This window comes from Yeosuana sp., from assembly GCF_057126245.1.
This window is the reverse complement of record NZ_DBNGMQ010000012.1, coordinates 1-17,903: the sequence shown is the minus strand read 5'-3', so window position 1 is coordinate 17,903 and position 17,903 is coordinate 1. Positions and strand designations below refer to the sequence as shown.

Sequence of the window (17,903 nt, the reverse complement as noted above, 5' to 3'; positions counted from 1 at the left end):
AAAAAATAATATTTAAGATAACGTCATCTATGAAAAAATATAAAACAAAAAGGAAGCTATTAAACTTCCTCTTTATAATAAAAAAATGCTTTAATAATTATCCGCATTTCGAAGACCCACAATCTTTGCAGGTTAAACATCCTTCTTGATAGATTAAATTTTCAGATTTACAGCTATCGCACACATGACCTTTAGCGTGAGTCCCATCGGCTACGTATCGCTTTAAAGCTCTAACAACACCATTTTTCCATGTGTTAATGGACTCGCTATCTAATTGCAAACTATTAATTAAATCTACAATTTTATCGATAGGCATTCCATGTCGAAGTGTACTGGATATTAACTTCGCATAATTCCAAAACTCTGGGTTAAATTTATGCGAAAGTCCTTCTATCGTTGTTTTGTATCCCCGTTTGTTTTGGTATTGAAAATCATAACGTGAACTTCCATCTTCATTTCTACTTTTTATTATAAGTCCATTAACAACCCAACGTGGTATTAAAATACCGTCCTCATCATCAGCTAAACCAGTAAAGATTTCGTATGGTTTATCATCTATCAATCCAATAAAAGCAATCCATTTTTCTTTACTATTTTGAAAGCGCACAACATCTGCCTCTAATACCTCTGGTCTTTTAGTAGGGAAAACAGTTAATAATTCTTGATGTTTTTCTTCCTTTTCTTCGTCATTTGATAATAATACGCCAGAACGCGAACCATCACGATATACCGTTACACCTTTACATCCTACCTCCCAAGCTTTTAAGTACAAGTCCCCAACCAGTTCTTCGGTAGCATCGTTAGGCAAGTTAATAGTTACACTAATGGAATGATCTACCCACTTTTGAATCGCTCCTTGCATACTAACTTTACTTAACCAATCTACATCATTCGACGTGGCTTTATAATACGGTGATTTTTTTATTAAAACATCTAACTCTTCTTGAGTAAACTTTTTAGAAACATCAATACCATTTACCTCCATCCATTGTTTAAATCGATGATGGAAAACCACATATTCTTCCCAGGAATCACCAACTTCATCAACAAAATCTATTCGAACATTTTTATCATTTGGATTTACCTTGCGTCTACGTTTGTAAACTGGCATGAATACAGGTTCAATTCCTGATGATGTTTGTGTCATTAAACTTGTTGTCCCTGTTGGAGCAATAGTTAACAAGGCTATATTACGACGACCATATTCCAACATGTCATAATACAATTTCTCATCTTCATTTTTTATTCGCTGAATAAATGGATTATTTTTTTCGCGTTCAATATCAAAAATTGCAAAAGCACCACGATCTTTAGCTGCATAAACTGATGCCCGATAGGCTTCAATACATAATGTTTTATGAACTTCTAACGAAAAAGAATTCCCTTCTTTACTCCCATATTTAATTCCTAAAGCGGCCAACATATCCCCTTCAGCTGTAATACCAATACCTGTTCTACGCCCCTCTTCAGCTTTCTTTTTAATATTTAACCATAGGTTTCTTTCAGTGGCTTTTACATCATCTAATTCTGGATCTGAGTCAATTTTTTCGATGATAACATCAATTTTTTCAAGTTCTAAATCAATAATATCATCCATAATACGTTGCGCCGCTGCCACGTGTTTTTTAAACAACTTAAAATTAAAAACAGCGTCTTTTGTAAATGGTTTTTCTACATAAGAAAATAAATTAATAGCTAGCAAACGACAAGAATCATAGGGACATAAAGGAATTTCTCCACATGGGTTGGTTGAGACCGTTTTATAACCTAAATCCGCGTAACAATCTGGCACAGATTCATTGATAATCGTGTCCCAAAATAAAATACCCGGTTCTGCAGATTTCCAAGCGTTATGTATTATTTTTTTCCAAATACTCGTTGCCTTAACAGACTGCGAATATTTAGGTTCTTTACTGAATATAGGATATTTCTGTGTATAAGCGCCATCTGATTTTACTGCTTTCATAAACGCATCATCGATTCGCACAGATACGTTAGCACCCGTTACCTTCCCTTGTTCTAATTTTGCATCAATAAAATCTTCAGAATCTGGATGATTAATGGACACTGATAACATTAAAGCACCACGACGACCATCTTGTGCGACTTCACGCGTAGAATTCGAATAGCGTTCCATAAAAGGAACAATCCCTGTGGAGGTTAACGCTGAGTTTTTTACTGGAGATCCTTTAGGGCGAATATGTGATAAATCGTGACCAACACCTCCACGGCGTTTCATTAGTTGCACTTGTTCTTGATCAATCTTCATAATACCTCCATAAGAATCTGATTCTCCAGAGTTACCAATAACAAAACAATTAGAAAGTGATGCTGTTTGGTAAGGGTTTCCAATACCTGCCATTGGACTTCCTTGCGGCACAATATATTTAAAGTCTTTAATTAAGTTAAAAACGTCTTCTTCTGATAGTGGATTTGGATACCGAGTTTCTATGCGTGCAATTTCTTTAGCAATACGACGATGCATGTCGTTAGGTGTTAATTCATATAAATTACCCTGAGAATCTTTTAAGGCATATTTATTTATCCAAACACGAGCAGCTAAATCGTCTCCTTTAAAATAGCTTAACGAGGCTTCAAATGCTTCTTCTTGTGTGTATGTTGTTGATTGTTTGAGGGATTGAGTTTCTACAGGCATTGATTATAGTTTAAGTTTTAATTTTAGGTATAACAAATAACGTAAAAAAGTTACACCTAAAACCTAACAAAAATCATAAAGTTTACAAGAAAAAAACCTAATACATTGATTTTAAGATTTTTAAAAATTTATTAACATAAAAAAGTTAACAATTTTTTTAAATTAAATTTTGATTCAATTTTTAGAAGTCTAATGCAAATCCTATTCCCAAAAACTGCTTCCATTGTGTTTTAGCACCAGCTTCATCAAACTCTCCTTCTATATCCGAAGGCTTCGTAGTTTTAACATCGTCGTCATACCTAAGATGTGATCCAAAAGTAGCTTTAATAAAATGATTCACCTTAAAATCAAAGTTAATCTGCCAATCTACATCAACATTTCCAAAGCTGTTAATATAATCCGTGTATAAACTGACTAAATGTTTTAAAGTAATATTTTCAACAACTTCCATTTCATAGCTATTTGTAATCAAAATACCTACTTCCTTCTGAATGCGTTTTCCCTCAATAATAACATTTCCTTCATCATCTAACACCGCAGGATCTACACCAAATGCCCCAGAATCTGCCAACTCTTTATCCAATACAAAAGTGGTTTTTAATGTCATTGGAGATAGATAAAAAGATAGGTCTTCTCTATTTTTAGCATATTCCATACCACCACCAAAAAACAAGTAACCAGGCGCCATAAATTTTGAAATCGGACTATCAGTATCAGGATATTTATATCCATTCGTAAATTGGGTCTTAAAATTTAACCTTGCCGAATAATACCAGTTCGACAAACTATCTGGCTTATACCCAATATTTGAATTAATTTCTATTAAATCTTCAGTCTTTCTTAACTCTTTGTCTTGCTGTTTATTTAGACCATATCTTGTAACAAGTGAGTTTTTCCATGAAAAGTATTTATCCTTATAATCAAAGTTTGTTGCAGAATTAAACAAAGCAGCCACCGAATTACTACCTCCAGCGTTCCAATTTGAAAAAGTCACTTCACTTAAATCAACACCCACTTTCGTGTTCTGTTTCCATTCTGGTCTTATTTCATTACTAATTTTTTTTGTGTTATTTCTAAGAAACAAAGATGACGGTTGTGCTATTAATAATTGGAATGATAAATAAAAAGGAATGATGAGGATTTTTTTCATTTGGTTAGTGGTCGTAAATTAAAATTTATTTTTTTATCAAATATTATTCCATTTCATACTGTTCGATAAAAAATTAATATTTAAACTCTCCAAACTCACTTTTTATTGTAAGTGTTTTTTCTTCTGACGCCTCAACTTTTCCAATTATTTGAGCTTCAACATTAAAAGATTCTGATATTTCAATAATATTTTGGGCTATTTCAGGAGATACATACAACTCCATTCTGTGACCACAATTAAATACTTGATACATTTCTTTCCAATCTGTTTTTGATTGTTCTTGTATCAATTTAAACAAAGGAGGCACAGGAAACATATTGTCTTTTATAATATGCAGATTGTTTATAAAATGAAGAATCTTAGTTTGGGCACCACCAGAGCAATGCACCATTCCATGAATTGATTCACTATTATATTTTGATAAAATTTCTTTTATAATCGGTGCATACGTTCTGGTTGGTGACAACACTAACTGTCCAGCATCAATTGGTGAATCTTTTACAGTATCTGTTAATTTTATATTCCCTGAATACACCAAATCTGATGGTACAGATGCATCAAAACTTTCTGGATATTTCTCAGCTAAATATTTACTAAATACATCATGCCTAGCAGAAGTTAAGCCATTACTCCCCATTCCACCGTTATAAGATTTCTCATAGGTTGCCTGACCAGAAGATGACAACCCGACAATAACATCACCTACTTTTATATTAGCGTTATCAATCACATCAGAACGTTTCATTCGAGCCGTCACTGTCGAATCAACAATAATTGTTCTAACTAAATCACCAACATCCGCTGTTTCACCACCAGCTGAATGAATTGTTACTCCAAAGGCTTTCAACTCTTGAATAAGGGCTTCGGTTCCATTTATTATGGATGAAATAACATCTCCAGATATTAAATTTTTATTTCTTCCAATGGTTGACGACAACATAATATTATCTACAGCGCCAACACATAATAAATCATCAATATTCATTATTAATGCGTCTTGTGCTATGCCTTTCCAAACAGAAAGATCTCCAGTCTCTTTCCAATACATATAAGCTAAAGAAGATTTTGTACCAGCACCATCGGCATGCATAATCAAACAATAATCATCATCATTCGTTAAATAGTCTGGAACAATTTTACAAAATGCTTGAGGAAACAATCCTTTATCAACGTTTTTTATTGCATTATGAACATCTTCTTTTGATGCAGAAACACCTCGCAACGCATAACGTTTACTTATCTCTTGACTCATTAATATAAATTGTTTTTTTAAAATGCAAAAGTAAGCATTGTTTACTTTTTACATCAACTTTTTATTACTGATTATTAACAAAAAAAGACCTGATTAACAGGTCTTTTATAAAAATAAATTATTATCTAGTAAACAACAGCTCACGATACTTTGTTAACGGCCAAATTTCATCATCAACCAATAATTCTAGTTTATCACAATGATAACGTATATCATCAAATAAAGGTTTTACCTTAAAACAATATGCATGAGCCTTTTTCTCAATGTCATCAATGCTGTTGGCAGATTTGCGCTCATTAGTCATTTTTATAACCTCAGCATTTATGGCTTCTATATGATTTGAAATTTCTTCAATTAAATTTATCTGTTCTTTTGATACAGATTTATATTTTTCTTCAAAAATATCCTTTAAACCTTGCACATTTTTTATTAATGTATTTTGATATTTAACAGCAGTAGGAACTATATGATTACGCGCAATATCACCTAAAACACGCCCTTCAATTTGAATTCGCATGATATAGTCTTCCATTTCTATCTCATAACGCGCCTTCATTTCAATTTTACTCATCACTTTCATTTCTTCAAATAAGGCTATTGTTTTAACAGAAACTCTCGCCTTTAATGCTTCAGGTGTAGTTTTATTATTACTTAGCCCACGTTTTTTTGCTTCTTTTTCCCAAGCATCACTATACCCATTTCCTTCAAATAAAATATTTCTGGACGCTTTAATATATTCTCTCAAAATATTAAAAATAGCTTCGTCTTTCTTCAAGTCTTTTTTAACCATTAAAGCATCTACTTCATATTTAAAATCTTTTAATTGCTTAGCCACAATGGTGTTTAAAACCGTCATTGGGTTACCACAGTTCGCTAAAGACCCAACAGCTCTAAACTCAAATTTATTACCAGTAAATGCAAAAGGAGATGTTCTGTTTCTATCAGTATTATCCAATAATACATCTGGAATCTTCCCAACCACATTCAATTTTAAATCGGTTTTTTCTTCTGGCGATAATTTTCCTTTGGTTACGCCTTCTAATTCCGCAAGAACCTTTGTTAATTGCTCCCCTATAAAAACGGAAATAATAGCCGGGGGTGCTTCGTTGGCACCTAGCCTATGATCATTACTTGCCGATGCAATGGCTGCTCTTAATAATTCTTCGTTATCATGAACCGCCTTAATTGTATTAATAAAAAAAGTTAAAAACTGTAAGTTACTCATTGGCGTTTTTCCTGGACCTAATAAATTAATACCTGTATCTGTAGAAAGGGACCAATTATTATGCTTTCCTGAGCCATTTATTCCAGCAAATGGTTTTTCATGTAATAAAACTTTTAAATCATGACGAGATGCAACACGCCCCATAATATCCATTAATAATGCATTATGATCGACAGCTAAATTAGCTTCTTCATAAATAGGTGCCAACTCAAATTGATTCGGAGCTACTTCATTATGACGTGTTTTAACAGGAATTCCCAATAACATACACTCATTTTCTAAATCGCGCATAAAACTTAATGCTCTGCTAGGAATAGAACCAAAATAATGATCGTCTAACTGTTGCCCTTTGGCTGAAGAATGCCCAAGTAGCGTTCTACCAGTTAAAATAATATCCGGTCTACTGGCTGCCAACATTTTATCTACTAAAAAATATTCTTGCTCCCAACCTAAAGAAGAGGTTACCTTTTTTACATTTTTATCAAAATATTTACAAACATCAGTTGCAGCAGCATCTATCGCTTGAAGAGCCCGTAACAAGGGGGTTTTATAATCTAAAGCTTCACCTGTATACGCCACAAAAATAGTAGGAATACATAACGTTGTACCATATATAAAAGCAGGAGAAGTAGGGTCCCAGGCTGTATAACCTCTAGCTTCGAATGTGTTTCTTATGCCTCCACTTGGAAAACTTGAAGCATCTGGTTCTTGTTGCACTAATTGACTACCTCCAAATTTCTCTATAGCCATTCCGCCTCCAATAGTTTCAAAAAAAGCATCATGTTTTTCTGCAGTAGCTCCAGTTAATGGTTGAAACCAGTGCGTATAATGCGTTACACCTTTTGATAAAGACCAATCTTTCATAGATGATGCTACTTGATCGGCAATATTCCTATCTATTTTCTTACTTTTTTTAATAGCATCCGTAACACCTTTATAAGCATCTTTTGTTAAATATTGACGCATGGTGTTTTCATTAAAAACATTTTCACCAAACAAAACGGAATGACGTTCCTTTTCTTCAATGAATAGTGGTTTGTGTTTAAGTGACTCTTTAATAGCAAAAAACCGTAGTGTTGACATTTTATTAAATTATTAATTAAAGTACCTTATTTTTTAGAAAACTGAGTTTCATAACGAATATAATCATTTAAAATTGAAAATTTAGCATTAGTGATTTTTTAATAATTAAATAAAAAAATGTGCTTTATTTAAAATAAGGGCGTAAAAAATAGGGTTTAAATAAAAATAACATATACATTTTTAAAAATACCCTTATAAAAATACATGTTATTTATAAAAAATTATATTTGTGTAATTATTAAAGAAATCATAAAACATTTATTATGGCAAAAATTAAATTAGAATACATTTGGTTGGATGGATACTATCCAACTCAAAACATGAGAAGTAAAACTAAAGTTGAAGACCATGAAAACTTTAAAGGAACTTTAGAAGAAATAGGAAACTGGTCTTTTGATGGTTCATCAACAAGACAAGCTGAAGGTGGATCTTCTGATTGTTTATTAATTCCTGTTGCAATTTACCCAGATCCAGAACGTGTTAATGGCTATTTAGTTATGACGGAAGTTATGAATGCAGATGGAACACCTCACGTATCTAATGGACGCGCAACAATTGATGATGAGGATGATGATTTCTGGTTTGGTTTTGAACAAGAATATTTTATTATGGATGTTCAAACAGAATTACCTCTTGGGTTTCCTAGAGGTGGATATCCTGCACCACAAGGCATGTACTATTGCTCTGTTGGTGGTTTAAACACGCATGGTAGAGATTTAGTTGAAGAACATGCTGATTTATGTATTCAAGCTGGATTAAACTTTGAAGGTATTAACCAAGAAGTTGCTTGCGGGCAATGGGAATTCCAGTTATTTGCTAAAGGCGCTAAAAAAGCTGGTGACGAAATTTGGGTTGCTAGATATTTATTAGATCGATTAACAGAAAAGTATGGATATTATATTGAATATCACCCAAAACCACTTGGAAGAGATTTAGATTGGAATGGTTCTGGTATGCATGCTAACTTCTCTAACAGTACATTAAGAACGTGCGGAGACAAAGAAGTTTATGCTAAAATTTGTGAAGCTTTCCGTCCTGTGGTAGATGAACACATTTCTGTTTACGGAGAATTTAACGACCAACGTCTAACTGGTTTACACGAAACGGCTGCTATCACTGATTTCTCTTGGGGAGTTTCAGATAGAGGAGCTTCAATTCGTATTCCTATTATTGCGGTTCAAAAAGGATATAAAGGTTGGTTAGAAGACAGACGTCCTGCTTCAAACGGTGACCCATATAAAATTGCTGCTAGAATTATTAAAACGGTTAAATCTGCTAAAGTTTAATAATTAAATAGTACAATAAATTTGTTCATAATAAAAAAGGCTACCATAATGGTAGCCTTTTTTATTATGATGTATTACCCTAGTTTTTAGCAAAAATCAAAACCATAAAGATACTGTACCCCAATATTAGTAAGAACCCTTTTAGTCTATCAATCTCAAATTTCTTTTTCACAAAAATCATTGGAAACAAAATAAAGGCAAAGCCTAACATCCAAAAAATATCATTTGAAAGTATTTGTGATTCAGTTATTGGAATTGGTTTAATCATAGCTGTTAAACCTAACACAGATCCAATATTAAAAATATTTGAGCCTATTAAATTTCCTAATGAAATTGCTTTTTCTTGTTTTACTACAGCTATAATTGATGCCGCTAACTCAGGAACACTTGTTCCTATTGCAATTAAAGACACCCCTATTACAGCCTCGCTCACGCCTATTGACAATGCTACTTTTTTAGCACCTTCTACTAACCATTCACTTCCATAATATAGTGCCAAGCCTCCAATTAATAACCAAATAAAAATTTTGAAATTAGAAATAACAGCGAGCGTATCATCTACTTCTTCTGAAACCTCATCTTCTCTTGTGTTTTTTATCAAAAAAACAACAAACATTATTAGGCCAATAAATAAAATAAGGCCTTCTAAAAAACTCAATATGCTATCATTTTTAAGAAAATAATATAAGACTAAAGAAAATATAATGAGTATGGGCCAATTCATTTTGTAGAATGATTTATCGACCACAATAGAACCTACCATAGCTATTAAACCTAATACTAACCCAATATTTGCAATATTTGAACCTATTACATTATTTATAGCTATAGCCGGAGACCCTTTAAGAGCGGCTTGCACACTTACCAGCAATTCTGGTACAGAGGTCGCAAAAGAAACAACCGTCATACCAATAACCATTTTAGAAATGTTAAACTTAAAAGATAATGCAACAGATGACCTAACCAAATACTCACCTCCTATTACCAATAAAATAAAACCTGAAACAACTAAAAGGATGCTCATAAAAATTCTTTTTTACGAAGATAGTATTTCAAAAATTTTATTATAATAAAAAATTCACATTTATTAACATAACAATCCTTTTTTGCTTTAAAGTTTAGTTAAACTTTTTTAGGCCATTATTTTATGTAATAATTTTAATTGAATATTTAAAATATAAAATTATGAAATCTAAAAATGTTTTAAAAATCGGATTAGGCTTAGTAATAGTCATGGCTATATGTACTATTTCTTTTAAAGGCTTTGCGCACAAAACCACCAAGGTTTCTTTAACTCACAAGGTGGACAGTAAATCAAATGTTATAGTAACTATCGATAAATCAACAACATTAAAAGATTTTGAAGATATAAAGAGTATGCTGAATGAAAACGGAATTACCGCAACGTTTAGCAATATTGAACGTAATGATTTAGGCGAATTAACAGGATTAAAAATTTCTTTGGAAGATAGTACTAACAATAGAGCTGAGAGTGAAATTTCAAGCAATATCCCAATTGCCCAAATAACGTTTGGAAGAAAAGATGGCTTACTATTTATATCGCAAAGCAACTCTGAACATGGGACCCTTGGATTTTTCAATCAACCTTATATGATGCCATTCGGATTTTCAAATGACTCATTAATTGGACAAAATTTTAATGGATTTGGAAACTTTAATTTTGATGACTTTTTTAATGATGATGGTAATTCATTTTTCTTTAAAGGACAAAATATGACGATTGACCAAATAAGAGAACAAATGAAAAAGCAGTTTGAATCTAGTGGAATGAACTCAAATGGTATGTCTTGGTTTTTTGATTCAGAAAGCGAAGACACACCAAGTAAATTTAATTTTAAGGATGACCCCAACATAGATAAATTAATTATTATTAATGGTAAGGAATCTGACTTTAAAACGCTAAGAAAATTATCAGACGAAAACAAACTGGAGGCTATTGACGATTTAAAACCTAAAACCGCTATTAGTTTGTATGGAAATAAAGCAAAAGATGGTGCCATCATTGCAACTACAAAATAATACCCCCATAAGATATAAAAAAGACGTGCAAAACACGTCTTTTTTTTCAACAAATAACTCAATACTATAAAATAGATTGGTATCACTTTATCCACTTAAAACTTAAAATTTAGTTAAATAACTATAGTTTTAGTTGTATAACTATAAAAATAGTTATAAGTTTGTTTTACGTTAAGGATAGTAGTGATATCCTTTTTTATGCTTATCTACGAAATTAGTTTGGTACTTGTTTACGACGATGTAACGTATGTGATGAGAAACTGAAATAAGTTAAGCATAACAGAGATATAGCGAATAGCCTGACCTAAAAGGTAACGCACAAAATAATATACCATGGAAAAATTAACTAATAAAGAAGAAGAAATTATGCATATTTTATGGAAGCTTGAAAAGGCCTTTGTAAAAGATGTTTTGGCAGAAATAAAAGAAGACAAGCCACATTATAATACCTTATCTACTATTATTAGAAATTTAGAAGATAAAAGGTATGTTGGGTATCATGCCTACGGAAAAACGCACCAATACTACCCTATTGTTAGTAAAGAAGAATATCGAAAAGGGTTTATGAATACGGCTATTGACAATTATTTTAATAACTCGTATAAAAATATGGTATCATTTTTTGCTAAGGAAGAGAAAATTAGTGTGGAGGAACTTAAGGAGATTATTTCATTAATTGAAAAAAATAAATAATTATGGAATATTTACTAAAAGCGAGTGCCGTTATTGTGATTTTTTATACGTGCTATAAAGTTTTTTTAGAACGAGATACCTTCTTTAATCAGAATAGATGGTTTTTATTAGCTGGATTAATTGCTGCCATGTTCATTCCGTATATAGTCATCCCTATTTATGTTGAACAGACAGTAACGCCATTAGAGGGTTTTGTATTTGCGGATGCTACCATACAAACTGAAACTAATAATACTTTTAATTTAGTTGCTCTTTTAACATATGCATACCTTGTAGGAGTTCTTATTTTTGCCATTAGATTTATATTACAACTAAGATCTTTAACACCCATTTTATTAAAAAACAAAAGTAATAAGACTGAAGCCTATAAGATTATAAAAACAACTAAAGATATTTCTCCTTTTTCTTTTTTTAACTACATCGTTTATAATCCTGATAAATTTAGTGACACTGAACTAGAACAGATTATTACGCATGAAAAGGTTCATGTTCGTCAACATCATACTCTTGATATTATATTAGCTCAAATAGCGTGTATTATATTTTGGTTTAACCCCGTTATTTGGCTTTATAATAAAGATTTAAAACAAAACTTAGAGTTTATTGCTGACGAGACTGCTATAAATTACTCAAGCTGCAAAAAAAGTTATCAATATACATTACTAAAAACAAGTATGCCAACTCATCAATTGGCTTTAACCAATAATTTTTATAATTCATTAATCAAAAAACGAATCGTTATGTTACACAAATCAAAATCAAAAAAAATCAATCTATTAAAGTACACTTTAGTTATTCCAGTTTTAGCAGTGTTCTTAATGAGTTTTAATACTAAGGAAGTTATTATTGAGAATGCATTAGATCCCGTAAAAACAAATTCTTTAAACGAATTACTAAAAAAAAACCAAAGTGATATCACTAAAGAAATCAAAACCGCTTCTATTGAAGTTATTATTAAAAAAGATTTTACTGATAGTGACTTTGAGAAGTTAAAATTAAAGTTTAAAAACGAAGGGCTTACATTAAAAGTAAAAGGTATTAAACGAAATGACAAGGGCGAAATAACGGCTATTAAAATTGATCTAAGTTCAAAAACTTCAAATGCTAATTACAGTATTGAAGCAAATGAATCTATTAAGCCTATAAAAATTTCGGTAGATGATGACGGTAAAAACATTTCTATTGGAAATGCACGAAACGTAAAAAGTAGCAATATGGTTTTTATAACTAAAGATGGGGAAAAACATAACATTAATCATTCTGATTCAGAAAATAATGTGTTTGTAATTTCATCAGATGACGTAGATGATAGCGATGTGCAAGTAGATGAGTTTATAATAAAAAATGGTGACTCCTTGCACATTAAGAAATTTCATAAGAACATAAAATCAGATGAAGACATGGTATTTATTACTAAAGATGGGAAATACAAAAGAGTACTTAAAGGTGTAAAAATAACATCAAAAGATGAAAAAGAGCCATTGTTTATAGTTGATGGAAAAGTAATCTCTAAAAAAGAAATGAATGATATCGACCCAAATAACATTGATAAAGTTGAAGTCGTTAAAGGAGATGGAGCCATTCAAAACTATGGAGAAAAAGGAGCTAACGGCGTTATTATAATTAAAAGAAAAGAAAAAAACATTTCTAAACTTATAGATTTAGAAAAAACACCTTTATATATTCTAGACGGAAAAGAAATTACTCAGAAAGAAATGAACGATATTGATCCAGACACCATTGATAGCCTTAAAGTCCTAAAAGGAGAAAGTGCTACTAAGAAGTATCATGACAAAGGTAAAAATGGGGTCATTGTTATCACCTTAAAAAAATAAGGTATTCATAAAATTTACCGAGAAGGCTGAGCATATATTGTTCGGCCTTTTTTATGCTACTTACTTATTGATTTTTTAAACTTAAAAAGATGAAACGCCTAAAATTGAATATATTTTTAATAAAAACCCGCTACAATTTTAAAAATACTTTAAAAAACACTCTACAAATGTTACTGTTTATAACTATTTAATATTATTATAGTTACATTTATTAACTTCATTTAAGGTATATTAAAATATATTGAAACTATATCTGTTTTTTTAGTTATAATAGTATATTCAAATTCATAGATTTCTTTATAATCTCTTGGAAGTAATATTACTTATTCTATATCTTAAAAAAATATTAGTAAAATTAACTCATTTTATTAACCTTAAAAACTATAAATTATGATAACACTTGCTTTTATTTTTATTGAAATTATTTTATCCATTTAAAAAAGTAATCTAGTAGAACTTAGTCTAGAATAAGTTTTACTAATTTTACATCATGCAAAAGCAAGTATTTAAAATTTTAGCCAAGGTTAATCAAATTATTTTTCCAAGTTATTCTAAAAAGCAATTAGACTTATCAAAAGCCTCAAAACTTCAATTAATAATTATTGGGTGGCGATATTATGTTACTAAAAATGCTATAAATTAATTTATAACTTTAAACATTTTTTGCTTGGGCCTGATTCTAATAAAACAAGATACACCCCTTTTTGTTGATTAAAAGGTATTGAAAGTTTTGCTAGTTTTTTTTCTATAATAGTCAAAAGATCATCGATCTTAATGGGTGTTGAAATATAATCATTACAACCTGCTTTAATAATTTTATCCTTCTCATTATCGAATGCATAGGCTGTCTGTGTAATTATTGGAAGTTCAGGCTTCGTGTTTGAAACTTGAACTTGTATATTGGAAGCCGCATTTAAAACTGCAAAAGGATGACTATAAAAATCTTCCATAGTTTAGTTTATATTATTTATTTGGATAATACTAAAACCATCAATTAATAACGTTAGCAACAATAAAACGAAAGCAATATTAATTCATGTTTGAAATCTTAATTCATCAATTATGCTCATGCTAACTATTAAAATTGAATTTTAAAATAGTCTGAAAAGAAAGATAAGAAGCTCGTCAATCATGGCTGAAGAAAATATGACAAAAACCATACTTATATAAAAGAAAAAAAAGAGAATCATTCTAGTAGAATCATTCCCTTTTTTTGTTATCAACCAACCAATAAATAACATTACAAATGAAAGAAATGTTTGTAACATAAAACATGACTTTAGTCATGTTTTTGAAAAATTTGAAAAGAAATTATTTGTTAGCGATTTTAATATCTCTAAAGTTAAAATTTAATTAGGAAACAACATTAAAACTTTAACTAAGATTACCCGAATAAGTCATAGTCAATTTAATACCTAAAGCAACTACTGCTATTTCAATAATAGCTATAACTAAAGAAATATAAATGATTGTTTTACAACAACATTTATATTCATTGTCTTGACTTTTTTTTCTTACAGAATTTCGGAAACCAAAAAACATCAAACGAAACATAAACACAAGAAAAGAAATCAATTAATTTAACAAATACAATTTAAAAAAAATATAGCCTGACTAATATCATTTCATAATTAACTATTGGCATTTACTTTAAGGGATATTAAAATTATTCATTTAATACAGTGCTACTGTACTTTTATTATTACAATATTAATCATTAAACTCTAGCATTATGAAACGATTTATACCTTTAATCCTTGTATTCTGTTTATGTTTATGTTACTCTAAAGCCCTTTCACAAGTTACTCAATTTCCTTACACCGAAAGTTTTGAAAATGGAACTTTCACACAAGGGACCAATGTGTATTTTATTAACAATTGGTTCGGGAGTCATGTTGACAGTACTAGAATATTTCAGGAACATACCAATGTGAAAAGTGGTTCTTCAGCTTTAGGGTTATGGCCTATTGCTGAAGAAGGAGTAGATAGTGAAGAAATAGAAATTTTTGTAAATGTAGATCTTGATCTTACAGGTATGGAAAATATTGTAGCTAAATTTTGGGTAGCTACCGAAGCCACTGCTGATTATAAACATGTTAAACTCTATTTGAAGCAATCGATGGATGGCGGACTTACTTTTGGTCCAAAATTTATTATGGGAACAGATTATCGAGGGTTTTTAAATGCTGACACACCATATAAAGAATTCATATTTCCCTTACATACTGATGCAAATAATAATCCCAATGTCGTTTTACAATTTATGGCAAAGTCGGGAGCAAGAAAAGGAACGGTAGCAAAGTTGCTTATTGATGACGTGTATATTTATGCGGCACCTGAAGATATATTTCCACCTGTTGCCTTAGAACCCAAACCTCTAAATGTCAATGAAATTAGCATCCAATTTAACGAATCTGTAGATGAATCAACATTAAATCCTGCAAACTTTGTTTTTTCATTAGGATCTCCAAGCGGACATGGTGGTTCTGGATCTGGCGGACATAAAATTGACAACATGAAGGAATTACCTTCAGTCAGTTCGATTACCCAAACCAAACCTGATATGATTACCTTAAACTTAATTACTCCCATAGAAATTGGAAAATACTATGATCTCGAGATTTCAAATATTAAAGATCTTTCTGGAAATACCATGGTTACAAGTATTAGCACATTTATCTATAATCCGCTTACTGAAGGACTCGTTATTTCTGAGATTATGTATGATGAACCTCCTGTTGAGCAGAACGATAATCTTGAATTTATTGAATTATATAATAATACGGACGCACCGATTGAATTAGGTGGCCTTATGATAAAAGGCGGTATTGCCAGTGGAAAATTACCTGAATTCACGTTACAACCAGATTCTTATTGGGTCACTGCTAAGAATGCTGCCGCATTTTACAATTTTTTTGGATTCATTGTACATGAATGGATGGGAGCCAATTTAAGCAATGATGAAGCAGAATCTCTTTTTATTGTCAATACAAATCACCATTCAGGTGTCAAGATAGATTCACTTACCTATTCTCCTGGGAAACCATGGCCAGAAGGTGCTGCTGGATTAGGGCATTCAATGGAACTAATTAACCTTTCAGCAGATAATAGCGATCCCTCTAATTGGCAGAGTTCAAACAATTATGTGGGGAATTACAATGGAACAGGTATTTATGCAAGTCCAGGTTCTGTAAATTCAACCCTCGGAACTAAAGAATCTTTCTTAGAAAAAAGAATAAGTATTTACCCTAATCCTGTAAAACATATATTAACTGTTGATGCTAAAATCCAACTTACAAAAGTTGAGGTGTATTCAATTTTAGGAAAAAAAGTGAAAGAAATACATTCAGATTTTAATAATATTCAAACTCATAATTTACCTAAGGGCATTTATATTGTTAAAATCTATTCTGAAAATGAGTTTACAACTAAAAAAATATTAAAAAACTAAATACTTTAAAATATAATTAAGATATTAAGCTTCTAATAAAACTTAAAAAGAGCCTTAAATTTTTATAAGGCTCTTTTCTACTTTAATTTATATAACACCAATAAAAAAACAATTCCAAATACTTTCTTCTAACACTTTCTTAACATGAAGTGAATTGATATAACTAATTAGAAATCAATAGGCTTTGGCGGTTCCAAAAGTTCAAAAAACTGATCAAGTTTAGGTAAAATTACTATTTCAGTTCTACGATTAAGAGCACGTCCCTCAATTGTTTCATTTGTGGCTTTTGGGACATATTCAGATCGTCCACCAGCAGTCATTCTTTCTGGTTCTACTCCAAATTTTGTTTGCATTAACCTTACAATAGACGTTGCTCTTTTTACGCTCAAATCCCAATTATCATCAATACAATCCGTAGCAATGGGTACATTATCTGTATGGCCTTCCACAAGAATATCTAAATCTTTATGATCATTAATAATCTTCGCTATCTTCCCAATAACTTCTTCAGCTCGGTTACTGATGTTATAACTACCTGATTTAAAAAGCATCCTATCAGAGATAGAAACATAAACGACACCCTTTTTAACTTCTATATTAATATCTTCATCATCAAAATCATCTAACGATCTTTTCAGGTTCATAACTAATACCAAATTAAGTGAATCCTTTCTTTGCATAGAAGTTGTAAGATCCTTTATATACCTATTTTGCTCATTCAAAGCTTCCAAAGATTCCTTAATACTTTCTGCTCCGGTTTTACTAACCACAGAAAGGTCTGAAAGCCTGTCTAGCAAATTAGTATTTGTGCTTTTAAAGTATTCAATCTGCTTTTCTAGTTTATTTACTTTATTTATTTCGTTACTTAACTTTGTATTAAGTATCAAATTTTCATTTTGTTTAGATTTTAAATCATTCAGACATAACCGTGCCCTATCTTCAGCAATTTGAGCATGGTCTAAAGAATCGTTGTATTTTTTTTGACCAACGCAAGAAGAGATTAGTAAAGAAATAAATAGTAATATAACTTTTAAAGTTTTCATCGTTCATCCAAAAGGAATTGTTTTTTTAACTAGTTTACTAAGAAAGTAATCGTTTTTGTTTTCCTTCTTTAATGATACCTTTAATTAATTTAAACACGCGCGTTTTAACATCTCTATGTTTCTTTTCAAAATTGCTTACATCAATAATGAGTCTTAAATGCTCTTTTCTATAAGCCTCTTCTTCCTTTA

Annotated in this window: 13 protein-coding genes; 6 read left to right on the top strand and 7 right to left on the bottom strand. The window is 30.9% G+C overall.

The genetic code is table 11. The annotated features are described in order from the left end of the window. Nucleotides 1-97: 97 nt before the first annotated feature. The 4 genes from AC15TD_RS01250 to AC15TD_RS01235 all read right to left on the bottom strand — a co-directional run bounded on the left by AC15TD_RS01250 (nucleotide 98) and on the right by AC15TD_RS01235 (nucleotide 7,366). Nucleotides 98-2,656: an adenosylcobalamin-dependent ribonucleoside-diphosphate reductase gene (locus AC15TD_RS01250; protein ID WP_484450321.1), complete on the bottom strand. Its 2,559-nt coding sequence runs from the start codon at nucleotides 2,654-2,656 to the stop codon at nucleotides 98-100. Nucleotides 2,657-2,837: 181 nt separating this feature from the next. Next, nucleotides 2,838-3,806: a DUF3078 domain-containing protein gene (locus tag AC15TD_RS01245; protein ID WP_484450320.1), complete on the bottom strand. Its 969-nt coding sequence runs from the start codon at nucleotides 3,804-3,806 to the stop codon at nucleotides 2,838-2,840. 73 nt (nucleotides 3,807-3,879) lie between these two features. After that, nucleotides 3,880-5,058, bottom strand: a complete 1,179-nt coding sequence (locus AC15TD_RS01240; protein ID WP_484450319.1) for an AIR synthase related protein — start codon at nucleotides 5,056-5,058, stop codon at nucleotides 3,880-3,882. Between the two features lie 121 nt (nucleotides 5,059-5,179). Then, entirely contained in the window at nucleotides 5,180-7,366 is a 2,187-nt protein-coding gene (locus AC15TD_RS01235; protein ID WP_484450318.1) for a glutamine synthetase III family protein, read from the bottom strand. A gap of 263 nt (nucleotides 7,367-7,629) precedes the next feature. Between AC15TD_RS01235 and AC15TD_RS01230 the strand changes: the two genes are divergently transcribed. Continuing rightward, on the top strand, nucleotides 7,630-8,652 hold the full coding sequence (locus AC15TD_RS01230; protein WP_484450317.1) for a glutamine synthetase beta-grasp domain-containing protein: 1,023 nt from the start codon (nucleotides 7,630-7,632) through the stop codon (nucleotides 8,650-8,652). Between the two features lie 79 nt (nucleotides 8,653-8,731). Here AC15TD_RS01230 and AC15TD_RS01225 read toward each other — a convergent pair whose 3' ends face one another. Further along, nucleotides 8,732-9,676 (bottom strand): calcium/sodium antiporter, encoded by a 945-nt coding sequence (locus tag AC15TD_RS01225; RefSeq protein ID WP_484450316.1) that lies wholly within the window; start codon nucleotides 9,674-9,676, stop codon nucleotides 8,732-8,734. A 161-nt stretch (nucleotides 9,677-9,837) separates the two neighbouring features. Between AC15TD_RS01225 and AC15TD_RS01220 the strand changes: the two genes are divergently transcribed. The 4 genes from AC15TD_RS01220 (at nucleotide 9,838) to AC15TD_RS01205 (ending at nucleotide 13,863) form a co-directional block, all read left to right on the top strand. Then, the gene (locus AC15TD_RS01220) at nucleotides 9,838-10,692 is read left to right on the top strand and encodes a hypothetical protein (RefSeq protein ID WP_484450315.1); all 855 of its coding nucleotides are present in this window, start codon (nucleotides 9,838-9,840) and stop codon (nucleotides 10,690-10,692) included. 333 nt (nucleotides 10,693-11,025) lie between these two features. Continuing rightward, on the top strand, nucleotides 11,026-11,385 hold the full coding sequence (locus AC15TD_RS01215) for a BlaI/MecI/CopY family transcriptional regulator (protein WP_484450314.1): 360 nt from the start codon (nucleotides 11,026-11,028) through the stop codon (nucleotides 11,383-11,385). Nucleotides 11,386-11,387: 2 nt separating this feature from the next. Continuing rightward, nucleotides 11,388-13,220 (top strand): M56 family metallopeptidase, encoded by a 1,833-nt coding sequence (locus tag AC15TD_RS01210; RefSeq protein ID WP_484450313.1) that lies wholly within the window; start codon nucleotides 11,388-11,390, stop codon nucleotides 13,218-13,220. 490 nt (nucleotides 13,221-13,710) lie between these two features. After that, nucleotides 13,711-13,863: an SsrA-binding protein gene (locus AC15TD_RS01205; protein WP_484450312.1), complete on the top strand. Its 153-nt coding sequence runs from the start codon at nucleotides 13,711-13,713 to the stop codon at nucleotides 13,861-13,863. A 1-nt stretch (nucleotide 13,864) separates the two neighbouring features. On the opposite strand, the gene AC15TD_RS01200 is transcribed toward AC15TD_RS01205, so the two are convergent. Continuing rightward, on the bottom strand, nucleotides 13,865-14,170 hold the full coding sequence (locus tag AC15TD_RS01200) for a response regulator (RefSeq protein ID WP_484450311.1): 306 nt from the start codon (nucleotides 14,168-14,170) through the stop codon (nucleotides 13,865-13,867). A gap of 782 nt (nucleotides 14,171-14,952) precedes the next feature. Here AC15TD_RS01200 and AC15TD_RS01195 point away from each other — a divergent pair. Continuing rightward, entirely contained in the window at nucleotides 14,953-16,671 is a 1,719-nt protein-coding gene (locus tag AC15TD_RS01195) for a T9SS type A sorting domain-containing protein (RefSeq protein WP_484450310.1), read from the top strand. Nucleotides 16,672-16,838: 167 nt separating this feature from the next. On the opposite strand, the gene AC15TD_RS01190 is transcribed toward AC15TD_RS01195, so the two are convergent. Continuing rightward, entirely contained in the window at nucleotides 16,839-17,714 is an 876-nt protein-coding gene (locus AC15TD_RS01190) for an OmpA/MotB family protein (protein WP_484450309.1), read from the bottom strand. Nucleotides 17,715-17,903 lie beyond the last annotated feature (189 nt).